Source organism: Salmonella sp. 741265116_PST (assembly GCF_046567715.1).
Lineage (GTDB): Bacteria > Pseudomonadota > Gammaproteobacteria > Enterobacterales > Enterobacteriaceae > Salmonella > Salmonella enterica.
The window spans coordinates 40,058-59,372 of record NZ_JBKFPH010000018.1; the positions used below are offsets into that span (position 1 = coordinate 40,058).

Sequence of the window (19,315 nt, forward strand, 5' to 3'; positions counted from 1 at the left end):
TCTTAGAGAAAATGTGCGTCTTTCAAAAACAGGCGGGCTTTTTAGCGCTAACGGTTGGCATTTTGTAAATCTGCCGTTAACCTGATAGCGGATTTCCCTTCTGTAACTATAATGGAACCTCGTCATGTTTGAGAACATAACCGCCGCTCCTGCCGACCCAATTTTGGGCCTGGCCGATCTGTTTCGCGCCGATGACCGTCCAGGGAAAATTAACCTTGGCATTGGCGTATATAAAGATGAAACCGGCAAAACACCGGTGCTCACCAGCGTTAAAAAAGCCGAGCAGTATTTACTGGAAAATGAAACGACGAAAAACTATCTCGGCATTGACGGGATTCCGGAATTTGCTCGCTGTACTCAGGAACTGCTGTTCGGCAAAGGCAGCGCGCTGATTAACGATAAGCGCGCACGCACGGCGCAAACGCCGGGCGGTACCGGCGCGTTACGCATTGCCGCCGACTTTTTGGCAAAAAATACTCCGGTAAAACGGGTGTGGGTGAGCAACCCCAGCTGGCCGAACCACAAGAGCGTGTTTAACGCTGCCGGCCTGGAAGTTCGGGAGTACGCTTACTACGATGCGGAAAATCACACGCTGGATTTTGAAGCGCTACAAGCCAGCCTGAGCGAAGCACAGACCGGCGATGTGGTTCTGTTCCACGGTTGCTGTCATAACCCAACCGGCATTGACCCTACTCTGGAACAGTGGCAGGTTCTGGCTGAGCTTTCCGTTGAAAAAGGGTGGCTGCCGCTATTCGATTTCGCTTACCAGGGCTTTGCCCGCGGCCTGGAAGAAGATGCGGAAGGTCTGCGCGCCTTTGCCGCGCTGCATAAAGAGCTTATTGTCGCCAGCTCCTACTCCAAAAACTTCGGCTTATATAATGAACGCGTCGGTGCCTGCACCCTCGTGGCTGCCGATGTGGAAACCGTGGATCGCGCTTTTAGCCAGATGAAATCCGCCATTCGCGCTAACTACTCCAACCCACCAGCGCACGGCGCGTCCATCGTCGCGACTATCCTGAGTAATGACGCCCTGCGCGCTATCTGGGAACAGGAACTGACGGACATGCGCCAGCGTATTCAGCGTATGCGTCAACTGTTCGTGAATACCTTGCAGGAAAAAGGCGCGAACCGTGACTTCAGCTTTATTATCAAGCAGAACGGGATGTTCTCATTCAGCGGTCTGACCAAAGATCAGGTGCTGCGTCTGCGTGAAGAGTTTGGCGTTTATGCCGTGGCTTCTGGTCGCGTGAACGTGGCGGGCATGACCCCGGATAATATGGCACCGCTGTGCGAAGCCATTGTCGCGGTACTGTAAAAAGCTGCCGACTGGCGTGACCGATAAAAAAGCCTGCACATTGCAGGCTTTTTCATTCTGCTTACCAGACCGGCATCTCATCTTGCAGGAAGGGATTATGCAGACGCTCGTACCCGAGCGTAGAGAGCGGGCCGTGGCCAGGAATAAAGGTCACATCATCGCCAAGCGGCAATAATTTTCGCTTAATGGCGTCAATCAACTGGGTGTGATCGCCGCGAGGAAAATCGCTGCGCCCAACGCCACCTTTGAAAATCACATCGCCGGAGATCAGCAGTTGCGACTGTTCATCAAAGAAAACCACGTGTCCCGGCGTGTGTCCCGGACAATGTAACACCTGTAACGTCACATTCCCTACGCTGACGCGATCGCCATCGTTCAGCCAGCGATCAGGCGTCAGCGGCTGACACTCATCCAGACCAAACATGCGGCTTTGCGCCGGCAGTCCTTGCAGCCAGAACTCATCTTCTTTTTCCGGACCGATAACAGGAACGCCGTAATGCTGCGCCAGTTCACTCGCCGCGCCGACATGATCGAGATGCCCATGCGTGAGTAAAATTTGCATCAACGTCACGCCGCTGGCGTCCACTTCCTGTTTAATTTTTTCCGCGTCGCCGCCCGGATCGACCAGCGCCGCCAGCCGGGTTTGTTCGCACCAGATTAATGAACAGTTCTGGGAGAACGCGGTGACCGGAATAATACGATAGTTCATACTGCTCCTTTGATTAAGCCTCGCTGATTACCAGTGCCGCGCCGGCCCGGTATCAATATGCACAAAGTTACTACGTGGGTAATATCCTACACCACCTGCGCGCATAGATAACGCCGCTTTGCGAATATTGTTCAGCGCCACGCCCTCAATATGAAAATCCATCGCCTGCCCTTTTGTATGGTAGCTTTTTTTCGCTACGCCGCTGCTACGGGCGCGTAATTCATTATTGGTATCAAGAGAACGGTAGCCTGAGATGAGCTGCACAGGTTTACGCGTCCCTAACAGCCCCTGAAGTCGGTAAAGTTGGTCAAACAGGCGGGGATCGATTGATCGGACTTTATTCGCGCGATAGTCACGGAAAAAATGGTTTAACTTTGCTAATTCATCCTGAATGTAGGCTCTTCCATCGAAAAACTCCGCCTTGATTGACTCTCCGGTATGGAGATTGTTTAACGTCAAAATGCGTGGGCGTGGGGTCGAGAGTGTGGCAAACGCTGGCACGGGCAGGATGGCGGCGCCGAGAGCGACACCACCAAGCGCCAGCAGCTTGCGGCGATTAGCGTCAAATTTGTCCATGATAATCAGGTCTACAGGTCAATGTTATCGTTAATACACTTCTACCTTTAAGCAGACATGATACCGGCTGGCACAGACTTCTGAACGGCCCGGTCGACTTAAAGGTTGTTGTATATGCACTTCTGGCGCACGAAAGGCACCTTAACTGCCGATAAAGCCCGCGTCAAGATGGCCCTCCCCCAGCCACAACGGGGGTCTACAGCGAAACGCCCCGTTGAAGCCAAACATTAGGACAACATATTTACCAGAACTTCTTCATTTACCTGATTAATTGTTCAACCTTTGGCACAATTTGTGCGCTGGATCGCGCTGTGAGATCGTAATTGTAAATATCTGTACGATATTGCATACGTCCATCTGCACCGACAAACGCGGTCAGATAGTAAAGATTTACTGGAATGTTCTGCCGGATGTTGACATACCGCGTGTCGCCTTGCTTCAGAGCGCCTGAGATCCGCGCATCGTTCCAGCCCGCATCCTGCAAGAGCATATTCGCCAGTTCAGAGGCCTTATTGACCCGCACGCAGCCGGAACTTAACGCCCTGGCGTCACGCTGAAAGAGATTATGGTTGGGCGTATCGTGCAGATAGATCGCATCTGAACTCGGCATATTAAATTTATAACGCCCCAGAGAATTGTGCGCGCCTGGTGCCTGCTGGAAACGGAACGGAAGATTCGATGGCGTAATGGTGGCCCAGTCAACCTGCCACGGATCGATCGCTTCTTTGCTGTTCCAGCCGCGCATCACGGTGTAGCCATGGCGCTCCAGATAGCCTGGGTCATTCCACACCTTCGGTAAAATGTCTTTACGCGCAAGCGTGGGTGGAACGTTCCACGGCGGGTTCACCACCACATTATTCAGCGCGCTGCTCATCATCGGCGTTTTACGATCGGGACGCCCGACGATCACCCTCGAAGCCAGCACCTGGTTGCCATTCTGATAGTAGACCAGCGAATAAGCGGGAATGTTTACCATAATACCGGTAGAGAGTTCCGCTGGCAGCAGGCGTAAACGTTGGATATTCAGTGCCAGTACGCCTGCGCGTTGCGCGGGGGTCATATTAAGCCAGTTACGCGTCGCCGGGCCAATAACGCCATCCGCCCCCAGCCCTTGCCATGCCTGAAAACGCTTTACCGCCTCGACCAGTTCATTATCGTAGGCGGCGCGTACCGCCGGAGCCGGCTTACTACGGCGGGCCGTTGGTTCGTCGACCGGCTGCGCCACCGATGTTTCGACGACCACGGCGGAGGGGCTGACGACGGCGCTCTCAGCAGTGTTATCGCCGGGTAAGGCTATCTTTGGACCGCCATCCAGCATCCCCGTACGCTGTAATATTTCGCGCAGCGCAGGCACATCGTTACTCCATTGCCCCGGACGCAGCGTCGCGGTATTGGTCAACTGCGGCCACGGGCGAGAGTCTGCCACCAGCTTCAGCAACGCGTCATGCATGGGCGCATATTGTGGATGCTGCGGCGCCAGGCTGGCGACAAACATCGGCAACTGGCCCTCTTCCAGCGCGATTTGCCACTGGTTAATCACCGAGACTGGCGGCGTCGCCAATGCGTAAGGTTTGTTACTATATAACCAGCGGTTGCCCTTAACGGGGATATTCGCAATGAAATGGAGATAGCCCATCATGGCGTCTGACAACACAACATCGCGCGCCATACCGTTTACGGCGGGATCGGTCAACAATGCCACCCAGGCGGTAAACTGCGGCTGGAATCCGGCAATCGCCACCTCCGCCAACTGTTGCTGGAAGGCTTTCACCGCATCGCGATTATCCCACATGGGCTTCATGTCGCGCGCGGCATACAGCAATGTTAGCTGGCTCATATAGACCGGCGTATAGCCGGAAGGAAGCTGCGACTGTAAATCAGCCCGGACTTTCTCGGCTGAAACGCCCTCCGGCAGCGGCTGAATCCCGGCCATAATCGCCGTCGCGGCGGATTGCTTCTGCGGCCCAGCCTGATCCGTTGCGGCAACGGCGCTATCGCCAGGTATCATTTCAGGCTCATCGGCCTGCGCATTGAACAGTGGAGCGAATGTTACGGCCAGGCATAAACTGATTGCCGACAGACAACGACCACACATCTTATTAAGCAACATCCCTTGCCCCCTGTTTTCGTTATCATACTCCGCATGACTGTGCTGCCCGCAGAGCGGGTCAACCGCAACCAATGCTTTTGTTTAGTATGACGAGTCAGCCGGCTCACTCGTCAGGCTTAACTCCAGTATATAAAGTTCGTTACGTTTTTGCCTAACCTAATGTAAAGAAGTTTAAAGAAAATGCACTACCCGGAGAGATTTTTCAGATAAAGAAAAAGGCGGCTTTCGCCGCCCCAGGCTAATGATAAAACAGAACTTGTTGTGCCGGATGGCGGCGTAACCGACTTATCCGGCCTTGCCTGATAAGCGAGGCGCCATCAGGCACTTCATTATTTCTGCCGTGTTTAACTCGCTTCTGAAGGCGTATCTTCCGTCTGCGTACCGGGAAGCGTTTCCGGAAGCTGCGGCGCAAAGCCACGCAGCCCGACAACATGAACATGCTCAGTATTCTGAAACACTTTACGCACCAGTTTATACGTCGTGCCCTTCTCCGGACTGATGTTTTCCGGCGCCGCGATGATGAGCTGCATCTGCAAACGTTCGCATAGTTCAAACAGCGTGGCGATAGAGCGCGCATCCAGACGCGCCGCTTCATCGAGGAACAGCAGGCGACATGGCGAAATATCTTTCCCGCGCAGTCTGCGCGCTTCGTCTTCCCAGCTTTGCACCACCATCACCAGAATTGACATCCCGGTCCCGATAGCTTCACCCGTTGATAGCGCGCCGGATTCCGCACGCAACCAGCCGTCGGACCCACGGTTAACTTCAACTTCCATTTCCAGATAGTTACGGTAGTCCAGCAGCTCCTCGCCGATGGTCTGCGGCGTGCGTTGCCCCATATCGATCTGCGGATTCAGACGCTGATACAGTTTCGCCAGCGCTTCGGAGAAGGTCAGACGATTGCTGTTAAACAGATCCTGGTGCTGCTCCTGCTGTTCTGAAAGCACATCCAGCAAGGTGGCATGTGTTTCACGCACGTTAACGTTTAACCGCACGCTATTCACCTGGCCAAACGAGACGCTTTGCAACCCCTGGTTCAGCATACGAATACGGTTCTGCTCACGCTGGATAGTCTTGCGGATGATGTTTGCCACGCTGCGGGAACTGATCGCCAGCTTTTGCTCACGCGATGTCAGCTCTTCCGTCAGACGGCTCAGCTCAATCTCCATTTGTTCAATGGCTTCAACCGGATCGTCGGTACGAATAATATCCTGACGAATACGCTCGCGCAGATGCTGGTAAACGGCCACAAAGAACTGGATTTTACGTTCCGGGCGTTTCGGATCTTCCGACAGACGCAATACGTCGCGCAGATGTTCGTTATCCGCGACGGCCAGGCGCAACGCGCCCAACGCCTTATCCGACATGGAGCGCAGTTCATCCGCCGACAGATAAGCCAGCTCACGACGGTGCAGACGGCGTTCCACGCCATTGTCTTTCACCATCCGCATGACTGCGCACCAACCGGCTTTCGCGGTCACAACCTGCTCGCGCATTTCATGATAATCGCGCTCCAGCTTGCGCAGCTTACGGGTCAGGTTATCCATCTCCGCTTCGCAGAAGGTGAGCGCTTTCTCAAGCTGATTGCGACGCGAACGGTTATTGCTCAACTGGGCGTGCAGTTCATCGCGACGCTGGCGGGCGCGTTCTTCCGCCCCGCTGTCGGCGCGAACGCCAATATCCTGTAATTCGCGCTGCAAATCGTTAAGCAGCTCTTTTTTCGTGTCGTAAGAGCTTTTTAGCGAGGCCAGGACCTGGCTGTACTGACTTAACTGCGCGGCATGGCTGCGCAGCGCTTCGCGGGCGCGGGTACGCTCGGCTTCCGCCTGCTCCAGCCGCTGGCGCAGCTTTTCGTTGAGATCGCTGTTGCCGCTCAGCATTTCCGCCGAGTCGGAATAGCTGAAATGCGCCCGACGTTCGACGACTTCAGCCAGCGCAAAAGCCTGCTGGCGCGCGTCGCGCTGCATTTGCTGCGACCATGCATAGTCTTCTTTTAACTGCTCAAACTGTTCCGGATCGCTTTGCAGAACGGAAACCACCGGCTCCAGTTTGGCTAACTGGTTGCCATATTGCTGCACAAATCGCGCCGCTTCCTGCGCCTCATCCAACCGTTCCTGAATTTCATCGACCCGATCGGCCAGCGTTTCATCGGCCAATAAATTCAGCCGCGGCAGCAAACGGTTAAGCGCGGAAACGCCCTCTTTCGCCTGCTCAAACTGAAGGCGCTGTTGCTGGTTGTCGCTTTCATGCGTCGCCAACGCGCGCTCCAGCTCGACGCGACGCCCGTTCAGTCGGCGAATTTCCGCTTCCGGATCGTCCTCAAAGGCAACGGAAAGGTGGCTACCGATAAAACGGCTGAACGCCTGGTGCAAACGCTGGGTTTTCTGCACGTCAAACGAGAGCGTGGCAAAGCGCTCGGAAAGCACTTCCCGTTCCGCATGGAGACTTTCAATACGGTTCTCGCGCGCCGCACGGCCAAAAATAGGCAGCGACGGGAAACGCGAATAACGCCACTGACGGTCGGCAATTTTCACGACCACCGCCTTTTCCAGCTCGTCAACGCTGAATACGCTGTCATCAAAAGACTGCGGATCGCCTTCGATCAGGTACAGATCTTCCGGGCAGTCGGTCAGACCTTCAAGCTGTTCGGCTATTTGCGATAAATCCGGTACGACGATCGCATGGCGCGACGGGCCATACAGTGCGGAAAAGTACGGCGCATCTTCAAGACTGACATCGTCGTAGATTTCCGACAGTAGTACCCCGCCAAAACGCTCCGCCAGCGCATTCAAACGCTGATCTTCCGCGCCGCCCGGCTGGCTTAAACGTTCGATCTCTTCATCAACCGCATTTTTACGCGCGCCCACTTCGTCGCGTTCGACAATGGCTTCGCGCTCACGCTCCAGTAGCTGTTGCAGGTATTCGGTCACTTCCTGGCTGGACGTAAACTCCTCGCCGCACTGTTCGCTAAGCTGGTTCAGGCTATTCTGCGCCGCCAGCCAGACAGGAGCGCGTTGCATCAGATGTTGAATACGCGACTGAAGCTGTTCCTGTTCCTGACGCAAGGCCATACGCTGTTCGCTGGCTGACGATACGCTATCAGACAAGGACGCGATGCGGGCTTCCAGCTCCTGATGCAGCGCTTCCAGTTCGTCAATATCAAAATTTTTGCCCTGTCGCTTACAGAACTCCGCCAGCAGACGTTCTGCCTCTTGCTGCTCGCGCAGCCGCTGTTCCAGTTCGCTCAGGCGCATCCGCAGCGGCTGTACCTGTTCCGCCAGATGACGCTGGTTCACGCCGTCCCGTAACAGCTCGCGCGCCACGTCCCAGGCTTCGCTACGCGCCAGCGGGCCGTTGATCGCCGCCACCAGCTGGTAAGCCTGCTCAAACTGGCTGTGCGCGGTTTGCGCCACGCTCATTTTTTGTTCCAACGACAGCAGTTTTTCCGTAGCTTCCTGCTCTTTCGCCTGGAAAGTATCCAGCCATTCGGCGGCGCTTTCCGGCGTTAGATCCGGCAGATGGCAAAGTTCTTTAGCGCGGGCAAGCGCTGATATCGCCTGGTTATACTGAATCGCGCGCGTTTGCTGTACATCCAGCGCCTGCTGGTAATCCGCAAGCTGGCTTTTGAGTTCATCGACTTCCAGCTCGGCGGCTTCGGCACGCGCTTCATTTTCGTCCTGCATTTCGGCGGCTTCCGCCACCACTTCATTTTGCTCTTCGAGTCGAATCTGCAGCTCTTCAAGATCCGCTTCGTAGCGTTCAATTTTTTCCTGCTGGCGCAGCGCGGTTTGCACCAGATTCAGGTGATCGCTCGCCGCCTGGTAATCCGCTTCAAGAGAACCTTCGGCGCCGTTATGTTCGCCCAACTCACGGGCCATATCGACGTGCTTATACTGCTCTGCCGCCAGTTGTTTGCGCGATGTGTACAGTTCGCGTCGAAACGCCAACGCCTGATCAAGGTGAACCCGACGCTCATTGGCGTGGCGCATATAATCCGCCGCCACATAATCGGTGGCTTCGCTGATCAAATGCTTAAACAGATCGCGATCGGATTGGGTAACACGAATCGCTTCCAGCGTGAGTCGGTTCTCGCGCAGCGCCGCTTCCATATCCTGGAACGCCTTGCGCACACCGCTGTTTTCCGGCAATAAATAATCGCGTAGCGATCGGGTAATGGCACTGGAGATCCCGCCGTACAGCGAGGCCTCTATCAAACGATAGAATTTACTACGATCGGAAGCGGAGCGCAGACGACGGGCGATAATCCCTAAGTCAAACATCAGCGAATGATAATCGGTGATGGAGTTAAACTGCTTAAACTGCACGCCTTCCATCTCGTCAAGCTTGTCTTTCAACTCAGCAAGCGACAGTACGCGCGCCTGACGTTCGTTTAATGTCTCCGTCACCAGTTGTGTCGGCTGTACCGACATCGGCAGCCCCTGGATAGCGAACGGTTTGATGTCCACTTTGCGATCGCGCCCAGCGACCTGCTGCAGACGCACGCCGACCACCACCCGCTGATGGCGGGAATTAATAGTGTCGAGCATGGAGTAACAGACGCCCGCCTTCAGCTTACCGTGCAGGCCTTTATCGCGCGAACCGCTGGTGGCGCCGGCTTCCGTGGTGTTACGAAAGTGCAGTAATGTAAGATCCGGGATCAGCGCCGTGACGAACGCCGCCATCGTCGTGGATTTCCCGGCGCCGTTGCCCCCGGATAACGTCGTGACCAGTTCATCCAGGTCAAAAGTGCGGGCAAAAAAACCGTTCCAGTTAATCAGCGTTAGCGAGCGAAATTTACCGCGTTCAATCATTATTCTTCCTCTCCACTGTCCGGCTGACTCTCTTCGGTCTCATCATTAAGTTGCAGATGGTTTTCAATGGGCATCGCTTCCCCGTCGCGGATGAGACGACGCTGCGCCTCGCGAGGATCGTCGCCGGCGCGGACATCCGCGCCAAAGCGGAAGACCGATTCGGTAATGCGGAATTTGCTGCTGTCGTGGCCCATAAACCATACCATGCCCAAACGACGCAGGCGGTTTAAAGAAGAACGCACCTTTTCCTGCAGTTTCTGACGATCAACGTCAGATCCCGTCGAGCGGTTATTCACCAGCTTTAGCAGTTTGGCTTCGTCCGCAAGGGTAAGCAGCTCGTCGTACAACTCTTGCTGAGTAAAGATCCCTTCGTTGGCCAGACGCTCCGGGCTAAGATAGAGGTAGCAGAGAATTTTACCGACCATCATATCCAGTTCGGATAACACCGAGCGCGGGATAAGCGTGGTAGAACGCGGACGCAGGTAGAAGAATCCCTCCGGCGCGCGGATCAGTTCCACGTTATAACGCGCGTAAAACTCTTCCAGGTATTCCTGAAAATCCATCAGAAAGGCATGATTATCCAGTTCGTCCAGCCCGATGTGGCGGCCCGAACGTAATGCGCTATCCAGCGCCGGAAATAACGGATTCGCCAGCGCCTGCGCCAGCTTAACCGGCATCACTTGTTCAATATTTGTCAATGACATGCGCCTGTACCTTGGCTCCGTAATCATTAATCGGCTGCCATTTGGCTGGCAGTCCGGTGAAATCTGCTTGCGCTACGCCAAGACGTACCGCTTGATCGATAACAATACGCGCCACGTCGAAATGACGCGCGCGCGGGTATTGCGCCAGATACTCGCGCACCACCAGCCCAAGATCCAGTGGCGTTTGTCTGGTTTTGTAGATAGCCAGCTGTTCTTCAATGATGGCCGCTAACTGCTCGCGGATCTCGTTAAACTCTTCATATTCCAGATCCGGCGGCAACTCCCCGGTGACTTCATCGTCACGCAACGCCATCTCTTCATCGCGCATATCCAACAGACGATCGGCATTCGCGTAGGTTAGCGCCCACGGATCGTCAAAATAAGTCTGCACGGACTGGCGCAACCGCTGGGCGAAGACACGGTTTTTATCCATATCGATCGCGGTACGGATAAATTTATGCACGTGACGATCGTAGCCGATCCATAAATCAATAGACTGCTGACCCCAACTGATAATGCGGTCGAGTTTACTTTGTAAGTCAAACACCAGCCTGTCGACAAAATGCAGATCGTCGTGCGTCATCGTGGCATCCTGAATGCGCAGCAGGTTAGCCTGCAGCTTATCGCCCGCCGCCTCCAGCGTATCCTGCAACTCGCGCAGCGTACCGGACGTTTCGGAAAGCAGCAGCTCACAGCTGGAAATCGCCGCCCGCCAGTCTTTATTCAGCAGTTGTGCGATATCGTCTTTCACCTGCTGCTGCTGTTCATCCATGATGCGCTGGGTCAGATCGATACTGTCGAAAATCTCCGCCACCGAATATTTCAATGGCGCGTAAACGTTGCGATGCCAGTGGAACTCATCGCCACCCTCCGCTGCCGCATCCGCCGCGCGCTTCAATTCGCCGGCCACAATCGACAACTGCATAGAAAGACGCAGCGTAGAGAATTCGCGTTGACGAATGTAGTAATCGGTGATGCCAATCCCGAGCGGGGTTAATCGGTAAATCGCATTGCCTTCCGCCTGCTCGCTGGTAAAGCGGTTCAGCAGACGTTGACGCACCATATCGTTAATCGCGTTATTAGCGCGCACGCCGATGGTTTCGCTGGTTTGCTCAAACGCATCACTCACATGGCGGAATGCATCCACCAGCTCGCCTTCACTCATCTCGCCGTCAAGGCGTTCGCCGTTCAACGTGGCGACCGCCAGCAGAAAGGAAAGTCTGTCTACCGGCAGCGAGATGGAAAAGTCGTTTTTTCTGGCCCAGGCAACCAGTTCGGGGACTGTCTGGGAAAATTCACTCATAGGTTATCCTTGCATCTGCGGCTAGCGCCGGGCTTTTAATCGCGGTGACATGAATGTAGCGCCCAAGGCTAATATACGGCTCCTGGCGGCAATAACGCGTTTCCAGTTCGACCAGGGTCTCATAACAGTCACGCTGCTGGTGTTTTTCACGCAGATAATCATGAAACACACGCACGCCGGTTTTACCGGTAATCTGCCAGCCAATCGCCTCCAGCCACTGGTACACCTGCGCGGGGTCGCGCGGGTAGTCAGGCGACAGCGTGCGCTTCTTGCGTTTAGGCATCCCCGCCTGCACGTAGTCAAAATTACCCGCCACCATATTGTGCATCAGTAAACCGTTAGCGTTATAGAACATCAACGACAGCGCGCCGCCAGGGCGCAATACTGACCAGAGCGTTTCTAATACGCCGACAGGATCGGCTACCCACTCCAGCACAGCATGAAACAATATCAGATCAACCGGGCTTTCCAAATGCGAAGCGACGTCCTGAGCCGGGCATTGTATAAAATGCATGTCTTTGCTCACACCTTTTGCCTCGGCCGCCTGCCGCGCGCGGGCGATCATTTCGCCAGACAGATCGCATAACGTCACCTGATGGCCGCGTTCCGCCATCTTAATCGCCGTTTGCCCTTCGCCGCCGCCGGCATCCAGTACCCGCAGTTTTCGCCCGCCAATCTCCTCCAGCACGCGATCCAGGTCTTGCCACAGAATGGCTTGCCGCAGTTGCCCTTTGGTCGTGCCGTAAATGTTACGGGAAAACTTTTCAGCAATGTCATCAAAATTGCGATCCTGCATCGGACTCTCCACAGGCTGGCTCAGGCGTTATCTGATATGATAAAACCGCTATTTTGTCACAGCCACGGCGAGAATGAACCTGTCTGGTGTAATATCATCGTTAATCCGCCGCTATATGGTTAAAAAAGGAACCAAAAAGGATGCTTTTTACGCTAAAGAAAGTGATTGGCGGTATGTTATTGCCGCTTCCGCTGATGTTGCTGATGATTGGCGTCGGCCTGGCGCTGGTCTGGTTTAGCCGCTTTCAGAAGACCGGAAAAGTATTTATCAGCGTAGGTTGGCTGGCGCTATTGCTATTAAGCCTGCAACCCGTCTCTGACCATCTGCTGCGTCCGATAGAAAACCGCTACCCTACCTGGCAGGGTCCGCAAAAGGTGGAATATATTGTGGTTCTCGGCGGCGGTTATACCTGGAACCCGCAGTGGGCGCCGAGCTCTAATTTAATTAACAACAGTTTACCGCGGCTGGCGGAAGGCATTCGGCTGTGGCGCGCGAATCCGGGAGCCAAGCTGATTTTTACCGGCGGCGTAGCAAAAACCAATACGGTAAGCACGGCGGAAGTCGGTGCGCGGGTGGCGCAGTCGCTGGGCGTACCGCGTAGCGATATTATTACGCTGGATAAGCCAAAAGATACGGAAGAAGAAGCCGCCGCCGTTAAGCAAGCCATCGGCGACGCGCCTTTCCTGCTGGTAACCTCCGCCTCGCATTTGCCGCGAGCGATGATTTTCTTTCAGCATGCCGGGCTGAATCCGCTTCCCGCGCCGGCGAATCAGTTGGCAATCGATTCGCCGCTCAATCCCTGGGAGCGGGCAATTCCGTCCCCGGTCTGGCTGATGCACAGCGATCGCGCTGGGTATGAAACATTAGGGCGACTTTGGCAATGGCTGAAAGGCATATCAGGCAAGCCAGGGGAGTAATGATTTCGCCGCCAGATCAAAATTGGTACGGTTAAAACGTCCGGTATTGACCAATTGCGCAACCTCGTCCCACAGCACATAGAGCCAACGCCGCCAGATGAAGGACTCCGCCACTGGCGCGCGTTGCAGATAATGCCAAAGCAATCCCTCCGCCAATGGATTATCCATCAGGCGAAACAGTTCGAACTCTCTCGGCGCCCACAGCATCAGCCCGGGGCCGACCATCGCCAGAAGCTGATCGCTACGGGCGTCTTTAAGCATACTGCGCAGGCAGAAGTTGCCATGCACCAGTACGCAGTTGTCGTTAAACCCTTCAAATAACGAAGGAAGACATTCTCTGGTACGAAACAGAATGCGTTTGTCCTGCATCGTCAGGCCGGTATTGCTGAACTGATTTAGCGTCGTCCACAGCACCTCCACCCGCTGACGATACCAGGAAGGCCAGATATTCTCCTGAGTATGGTCCACGGCGCCAACGCAACCGCGGCTATCCTGCCGATGCCAGGCTAACAGCCCTTCGACAATCTGATCTTTTAGCTGTTCCCAGCGTTCCGGAGTGCGCGCCGGCGCCTCGACCGGCACACCGCGCAGTCGTTCCAGTAGCAGCACATCCGGACCAGGATGCTCTTCATGCGTCAATACGCCATAGATTACCGGCATCCTCACCGTACCGCTACGCGCCAGCATTGAGGTTTTCCATGCCAGTTGCTGCGCAACGCCGGGAGTGGTAAAACTTCGCGCCATCAGCGGCATCGGATTTCCCTGGCTGTCATATAATGACCACAATGCGGAATCCGCTTTCTCATTCACGCACTCTATACGGCTAAGTTTTTCACCCAACAAATGACTGAGTTCGGCCCGCAACTGTTCCATTCCAGATTACCCCCATTAGTGCTACTGCTTTAATAATGAGCGTCGTATGGACAGATGTCACCCGTATCAGATCAAGGGAAGAAAAGAAAAATGAGGAAAATCGTAACGGTACGAGAAAGCCGCCACTGATGAGCAGACGTGAGTATTCATCTTTGCGCTATCATACCGCGCTGTTCATGACCGTCTAAGACGATCATGAACAGGATCATGTTAACGCATTTCAGCGCGCACGCGCTCCAGGTCGTCGGCGGTGTCTACGCCCGTGCCGGGCACCGCTTTGGCGACAGCGACATGAATTTTTTCGCCGTACCACAGCACACGGAGTTGCTCCAGCATTTCAATATGTTCCAGCGGGCTGGGTTGCCAGCTCACGTAACGGCGGATAAATCCCGCGCGATAGCCATAAATGCCCAGGTGACGAAGGCAAGTATCCCCTACCGTTTCCAGACTTTTTGCAAAGCGATCGCGATCCCAGGGAATCGTCGCCCGGGAAAAGTAAAGCGCATAGCCTTCAGCATCCAGCACGACTTTTACCGCATTCGGGTTAAACGCTTCTTCGGCGCTGTGAATCGGCACCGCCAGCGTCGCCATGCCAACCTGGCGCTGCGCCAGATTTTCCGCGACCTGGCGAATAATAACCGCCGGGATCATCGGCTCATCGCCCTGAACGTTCACAATAACGGTATCGTCGCTGAATCCGCACTTCTCTACCACTTCCGCCAACCGTTCGGTGCCGGACTGGTGATCGGCGCGCGTCATGCACACTTCGCCGCCAGCCGCTTCTACCGCACGAGCCACGTCTTCATGATCGGTCGCGACAATAATGCGTTCCGCGCCAGATTCGCGCGCCCGCTCCAGGACATGAACAATCATGGGTTTACCATTAATATCCACTAATGGTTTGCCTGGCAGTCGGGTAGATGAAAAACGGGCCGGAATGATGACGACGAAACTCATGATTTACTCTCATCAGATGTCAGGGCGCGAGCTTCATTTTCCAGCAATACAGGAATGCCGTCGCGTAACGGGAAAGCGAGATTATCCAGTTTGCAAATTAATTCTTGCTGTTCCTGGTTATACCAGAGTTTGCCGTTACATACCGGGCAGGCGATGATTTCAAGCAGACGATGATCCATAGTTCCTCCAGATGGACCGGATTGTGAATCCTTCAATATTAACATAATCGGTTATGGTGCAGGGTCTATTTCCCAGCCATGACGCATGGCGCTAAACAGGCCTGGCGGACATTGTCCCAGCGTCACGCGCGATGCCCGTTGCCAGGCAGCAAACGCGCTAATCGCCTGCCAGATTCCTTTTTGCAGATTAACGCCAGGACGAATATCGTCCTCCAGATACAGCGAGATAACCTCAAGTACCCCCGTTTTACGGTGCATTTTGGCATCCATTCGCCCGACTAAACGGCCCTGGTATAATAGCGGCAGCACAAAATAACCGTACTGGCGCTTCGCCGCGGGCGTATAACATTCCAGCCGATAGTTAAATCCGAAAAGCTGCGCTGCCCGCTTGCGATCCCATACCACAGGATCGAAAGGCGACAGTACTGCGCTATGGGTCGCCTTTAAGGCGTTATTCAGCGCCGGTTCAAGCTGCGAAAGAAGATCGGCATGAAGCCACATCCGCCCCAACGTTTCCACCTCGACCGGAATAATCTGCTGCTGTTCCGCCCGGCTCTCCCGCCATCCCTTCAGGTCAGGACGTTTCAGGCGGTAGTAATCCGCCAGCCACTGTTCACGGAAAATCCCCAGACTGCGCGCGCTATTATCCAGCATCAGGTTTTCCGCCTGCGACTGTGACAGTCCATCGCGTCCATCATCCCAGTGCGGCATCACACGGGGCGTTAAATCATATACACGTTGAAAATTACGCCGCTCAACAACCATGACTTTTCCGGCGGTAAATAAACCCTCAAGGTGGCGTTTATGTGGTTTCCATTCCCACCAGCCGCTGACGCCTTTCTGCGCATGTTCAAAATCGGCAGAACGCACCGGACCGTGCTCCTGAATATGCCGAACCAGCTGTTCTATTTCTTCCGCGTGCTCATGCATCCATGCCGCGCGATATTTCCAGCCCATCTTTTCCGGCGACAGCATACGATGGCGGATAAGTTTAAAGTCGTCGCGTGGTAAGAAACAGGCCTCATGCGCCCAGTATTCCATTAACTCGCCGCGTCGCAGCGCCTCATCCAGCCAGGCCTGCGGGTACGAGCCGAGACGGCTAAACAGCACCAGATAGGGGCTACGTGCGACAACATTGATGGTATCAATTTGCAACAACGCCATGCGTGAGATGGCGGCAAGAACATCGCCAGGCATCGCGTTACGGCGCGGCTTTTTCAATAGCCCCTGCGCAGCAAGGTGAAGACAACGGGCCTGGGAAAGAGAAAGGTACGGCAATGACATTCATGACTCCATAAATTCATCACTGCCGCAGCATTGGGGTACGCTAGCGAACCAGCGAGGTGATATGTTCAAGCAACTTATCAGGCTGCTCACCGGACAAACGCGCATCAACCGGTAAGAACCACCAGTTATCTTCGGCAAAAGCACGGCATTTCACCGCGTCTTTTTCCGTCATTACCAGGGTCTGCCCTTCACCGACCAACGCCTGAACGTCAGCAGGGGCGAGCGTTTGATGATCGGCCAGCGGGACGCACTTTTGCGGATGCGCGCCACAGGCTTCCAGCGTCGCGAAAAAGCGCGGCGGATGACCGATGCCCGCCATCGCCACAATATTGCTCAGTTGCGCCACATCGCAACGCGCTCCCGTACGTAAGTTCACCGCCAGTCCAGGCGCTAGCTGCATGGGTATTTCGCCTGCCCGGGCGACGCCGCCATTCACGATAGCGGCGTCCACGGTTTTCAGGCGACTGGCGCGTTCGCGCATAGGACCGGCAGGAAGCCACCAGCCGTTGCCAAAGCGGCGCACGCCGTCAATCACCACAATTTCAATATCTCGCGCGAGTCGGTAATGCTGCAACCCATCGTCAGTGATAATAATCTGCACATTATGCGCCGCCAGAATCGCTTTCACCGCCGCGGCGCGTTCAGGCGCTACCGCGACAGGCGCGCCGGTCCGTTGATAAATCAATACCGGTTCATCTCCCGCTTCTGCGGTTGTCGTCTCCGGCGTCAGAAGTAGCGGATAAGCGGCAGCTTTCCCGCCGTAGCCGCGGGAAACGACCCCCACGCGCACGCCACGCTGTTGCAGCTTTTCCACCAGCCAAATGACTACGGGGGTTTTACCGTTACCGCCAGCCGTAAGATTCCCTACCACAACCACCGGTACTGGCGCTCGCCAGGCGCGTTTCAAACCAAGCTTATAGCTCAGACGAATCGCCCCGCTCACCAGGCCATACAGCCAGGAGAGCGGCAGCAGTAACCGCCATAGCGGGGATTCACCCGACCAGATACGCGCAATCATTGGCCAAATTGCATCTTATGTAGCTGGGCGTAAACGCCGTGTTGCGCCAGCAGCTCGCTATGAGTGCCGCGCTCAACGATAATGCCGTCTTCGACTACAACGATCTCATCCGCCTGTTCGATGGTGGAGAGACGGTGCGCAATCACCAGAGAGGTACGGTTTTTCTGCAGCTCATCCAACGCTGCCTGAATCGCACGTTCAGACTCGGTATCCAGCGCAGACGTAGCTTCATCAAGGATCAGAATCGGGCTGTCGCGCAGTAAGGCGCGGGCAATCGCGATACGCTGGCGCTGACCGCCGGAAAGCAGTACGCCGTTTTCGCCGATAATGGTATCCAGGCCATTATCCATCTTGTTGATAAAGTCCATGGCATAGGCCATGCGCGCCGCCTCTTCAATCTGCTTGCGGCTGTATTCTTCCGTCCTGGCATAAGCAATGTTATTGGCGACCGTGTCGTTAAACAGATGCACGTTTTGCGAAACCAGCGCCACCTGATTACGCAGAGAGGCCAGAGTGTATTCGCGTAGATCGTGACCATCCATCAGGATGTGTCCTTCATCAATATCGTAGAAACGGGTGATCAGGCTGGCGATAGTTGATTTACCCGATCCGGAACGCCCCACCAGCGCCACGGTTTTCCCGGCAGGAATTTTCAAATTGATGTTACGCAATGCCGGCACTTCACGGCCCGGGTAAGTAAACGTCACATTGCGGAATTCGAGATCGCCGGTCGCGCGGTCAATGACACGTTTACCTTCATCTTTCTCCTGTTCGCTGTCCAGAATCGCAAACAACGTCTGACAAGCCGCCATCCCACGCTGGAACTGCGCGTTAACGTTTGTCAGCGATTTTAATGGACGCATCAGCGCGATCATGGAGGAGAACACCACGGTGATGGTCCCTGCCGTCAGGCTATCCATTACGCTTGGGAAGCTCGCAGCATAGAGGACAAACGCCAGCGCCAGCGAGGCAATGAGCTGAATGATAGGATCGGAAATTGACGAGGCAGAGACCATTTTCATGCCTTGCAGTCGCATCTTATTGCTGACTTTATCAAAGCGTTTCGTTTCGACTTCCTGACCGCCGAAAATCAGTACCTCTTTGTGTCCTTTCAGCATTTGTTCAGCGCTGGTAGTCACTTGTCCCATCGTGTTCTGCATATTTTTACTGATGCTGCGGAACCGCTTTGAGACAACGCGAATCGCAATCGACACAATCGGCGCTAAAACAACCAGGATGATCGACAGCTGCCAGCTGTAATAGAACATCATGATAAACAATCCGATGATCGATGCCCCTTCACGCACCACGGTAATCAGCGCGCCAGATGAAGAAGAGGCAACCTGTTCTGAATCGTATGTAATACGCGACAGCAGCGTACCGGTAGACTGTTTATCAAAGAAGGCGACGGGCATTCCCATCATATGGCCAAACAGGCGACGGCGCATGGTCATTACCACCTTGCCTGACACCCATGAAATACAGTAGCTGGAGATATAGCTAGTGATGCCTCGTAATATCATCAGCCCAATAACCACCAGCGGCATCCACAGCAACACTGAGCGATCCGTTTTACCGAAACCATCATCCAGTAATGGCTTGAGGAGCGATAGCATGAAGGTATCGCTGGCTGCGTTGAGAATTAACGCTATGCCCGCCACGATCAGACCTGCTTTAAAAGGCGCTATGGTTGGCCACAGTCGGCGGAAGGTCTGCCACGTAGAGAGATCTTTATCGTTATGCATTCAAAAAACCAGCAT

At 54.8% G+C, this 19,315-nt stretch carries 15 protein-coding genes; 2 read left to right on the plus strand and 13 right to left on the minus strand.

The features are described from left to right. The first annotated feature begins 124 nt into the window (after nt 1-124). Nucleotides 125-1,315, plus strand: a complete 1,191-nt coding sequence (gene aspC / locus ACLD11_RS14025) for an aspartate transaminase (protein WP_411015026.1) — start codon at nt 125-127, stop codon at nt 1,313-1,315. 61 nt (nt 1,316-1,376) lie between these two features. Here the strand turns inward: aspC and ACLD11_RS14030 are convergent, their stop codons facing one another. The 7 genes from ACLD11_RS14030 to cmoM form a co-directional block, all read right to left on the minus strand. Then, complete coding sequence (locus tag ACLD11_RS14030; RefSeq protein ID WP_001109471.1) at nt 1,377-2,024, minus strand: MBL fold metallo-hydrolase; 648 nt, start codon at nt 2,022-2,024, stop codon at nt 1,377-1,379. Nucleotides 2,025-2,051: 27 nt separating this feature from the next. Beyond that, on the minus strand, nt 2,052-2,600 hold the full coding sequence (locus ACLD11_RS14035) for a DUF882 domain-containing protein (protein ID WP_411011858.1): 549 nt from the start codon (nt 2,598-2,600) through the stop codon (nt 2,052-2,054). A 259-nt stretch (nt 2,601-2,859) separates the two neighbouring features. After that, complete coding sequence (gene ldtD / locus ACLD11_RS14040) at nt 2,860-4,710, minus strand: L,D-transpeptidase (RefSeq protein ID WP_411015027.1); 1,851 nt, start codon at nt 4,708-4,710, stop codon at nt 2,860-2,862. 344 nt (nt 4,711-5,054) lie between these two features. After that, entirely contained in the window at nt 5,055-9,521 is a 4,467-nt protein-coding gene (gene mukB, locus ACLD11_RS14045) for a chromosome partition protein MukB (RefSeq protein WP_079962729.1), read from the minus strand. Further along, entirely contained in the window at nt 9,521-10,225 is a 705-nt protein-coding gene (gene mukE / locus ACLD11_RS14050; protein WP_000060025.1) for a chromosome partition protein MukE, read from the minus strand. The genes mukB and mukE overlap by 1 nt, the downstream gene beginning before the upstream one ends. Continuing rightward, complete coding sequence (mukF, locus tag ACLD11_RS14055) at nt 10,206-11,528, minus strand: chromosome partition protein MukF (protein ID WP_001288828.1); 1,323 nt, start codon at nt 11,526-11,528, stop codon at nt 10,206-10,208. Before mukF ends, mukE begins: the two co-directional genes overlap by 20 nt. Beyond that, nucleotides 11,521-12,324: a tRNA uridine 5-oxyacetic acid(34) methyltransferase CmoM gene (cmoM, locus tag ACLD11_RS14060; protein WP_001154025.1), complete on the minus strand. Its 804-nt coding sequence runs from the start codon at nt 12,322-12,324 to the stop codon at nt 11,521-11,523. The genes mukF and cmoM overlap by 8 nt, the downstream gene beginning before the upstream one ends. A gap of 140 nt (nt 12,325-12,464) precedes the next feature. Here cmoM and elyC point away from each other — a divergent pair, with 140 nt between their 5' ends. Next, a complete protein-coding gene (gene elyC / locus ACLD11_RS14065) occupies nt 12,465-13,241 on the plus strand; it encodes an envelope biogenesis factor ElyC (RefSeq protein WP_000899568.1) in 777 nt (258 codons plus the stop codon). On the opposite strand, the gene ACLD11_RS14070 is transcribed toward elyC, so the two are convergent. The 6 genes from ACLD11_RS14070 to msbA form a co-directional block, all read right to left on the minus strand. Then, nucleotides 13,221-14,114, minus strand: a complete 894-nt coding sequence (locus ACLD11_RS14070; RefSeq protein WP_000436893.1) for a YcbJ family phosphotransferase — start codon at nt 14,112-14,114, stop codon at nt 13,221-13,223. The two genes, elyC and ACLD11_RS14070, sit on opposite strands and share 21 nt — an antisense overlap. 210 nt (nt 14,115-14,324) lie before the next feature. Then, the gene (gene kdsB, locus ACLD11_RS14075) at nt 14,325-15,071 is read right to left on the minus strand and encodes a 3-deoxy-manno-octulosonate cytidylyltransferase (protein ID WP_000011576.1); all 747 of its coding nucleotides are present in this window, start codon (nt 15,069-15,071) and stop codon (nt 14,325-14,327) included. Continuing rightward, on the minus strand, nt 15,068-15,250 hold the full coding sequence (gene ycaR / locus ACLD11_RS14080; RefSeq protein WP_000350061.1) for a protein YcaR: 183 nt from the start codon (nt 15,248-15,250) through the stop codon (nt 15,068-15,070). The genes kdsB and ycaR overlap by 4 nt, the downstream gene beginning before the upstream one ends. Nucleotides 15,251-15,301: 51 nt before the next feature. Continuing rightward, nucleotides 15,302-16,534, minus strand: a complete 1,233-nt coding sequence (locus tag ACLD11_RS14085; protein ID WP_411011860.1) for a winged helix-turn-helix domain-containing protein — start codon at nt 16,532-16,534, stop codon at nt 15,302-15,304. Nucleotides 16,535-16,577: 43 nt separating this feature from the next. Beyond that, on the minus strand, nt 16,578-17,555 hold the full coding sequence (lpxK, locus tag ACLD11_RS14090) for a tetraacyldisaccharide 4'-kinase (RefSeq protein WP_000561698.1): 978 nt from the start codon (nt 17,553-17,555) through the stop codon (nt 16,578-16,580). Further along, entirely contained in the window at nt 17,552-19,300 is a 1,749-nt protein-coding gene (msbA, locus tag ACLD11_RS14095; protein ID WP_183059723.1) for a lipid A ABC transporter ATP-binding protein/permease MsbA, read from the minus strand. Before msbA ends, lpxK begins: the two co-directional genes overlap by 4 nt. Nucleotides 19,301-19,315: the final 15 nt, after the last annotated feature.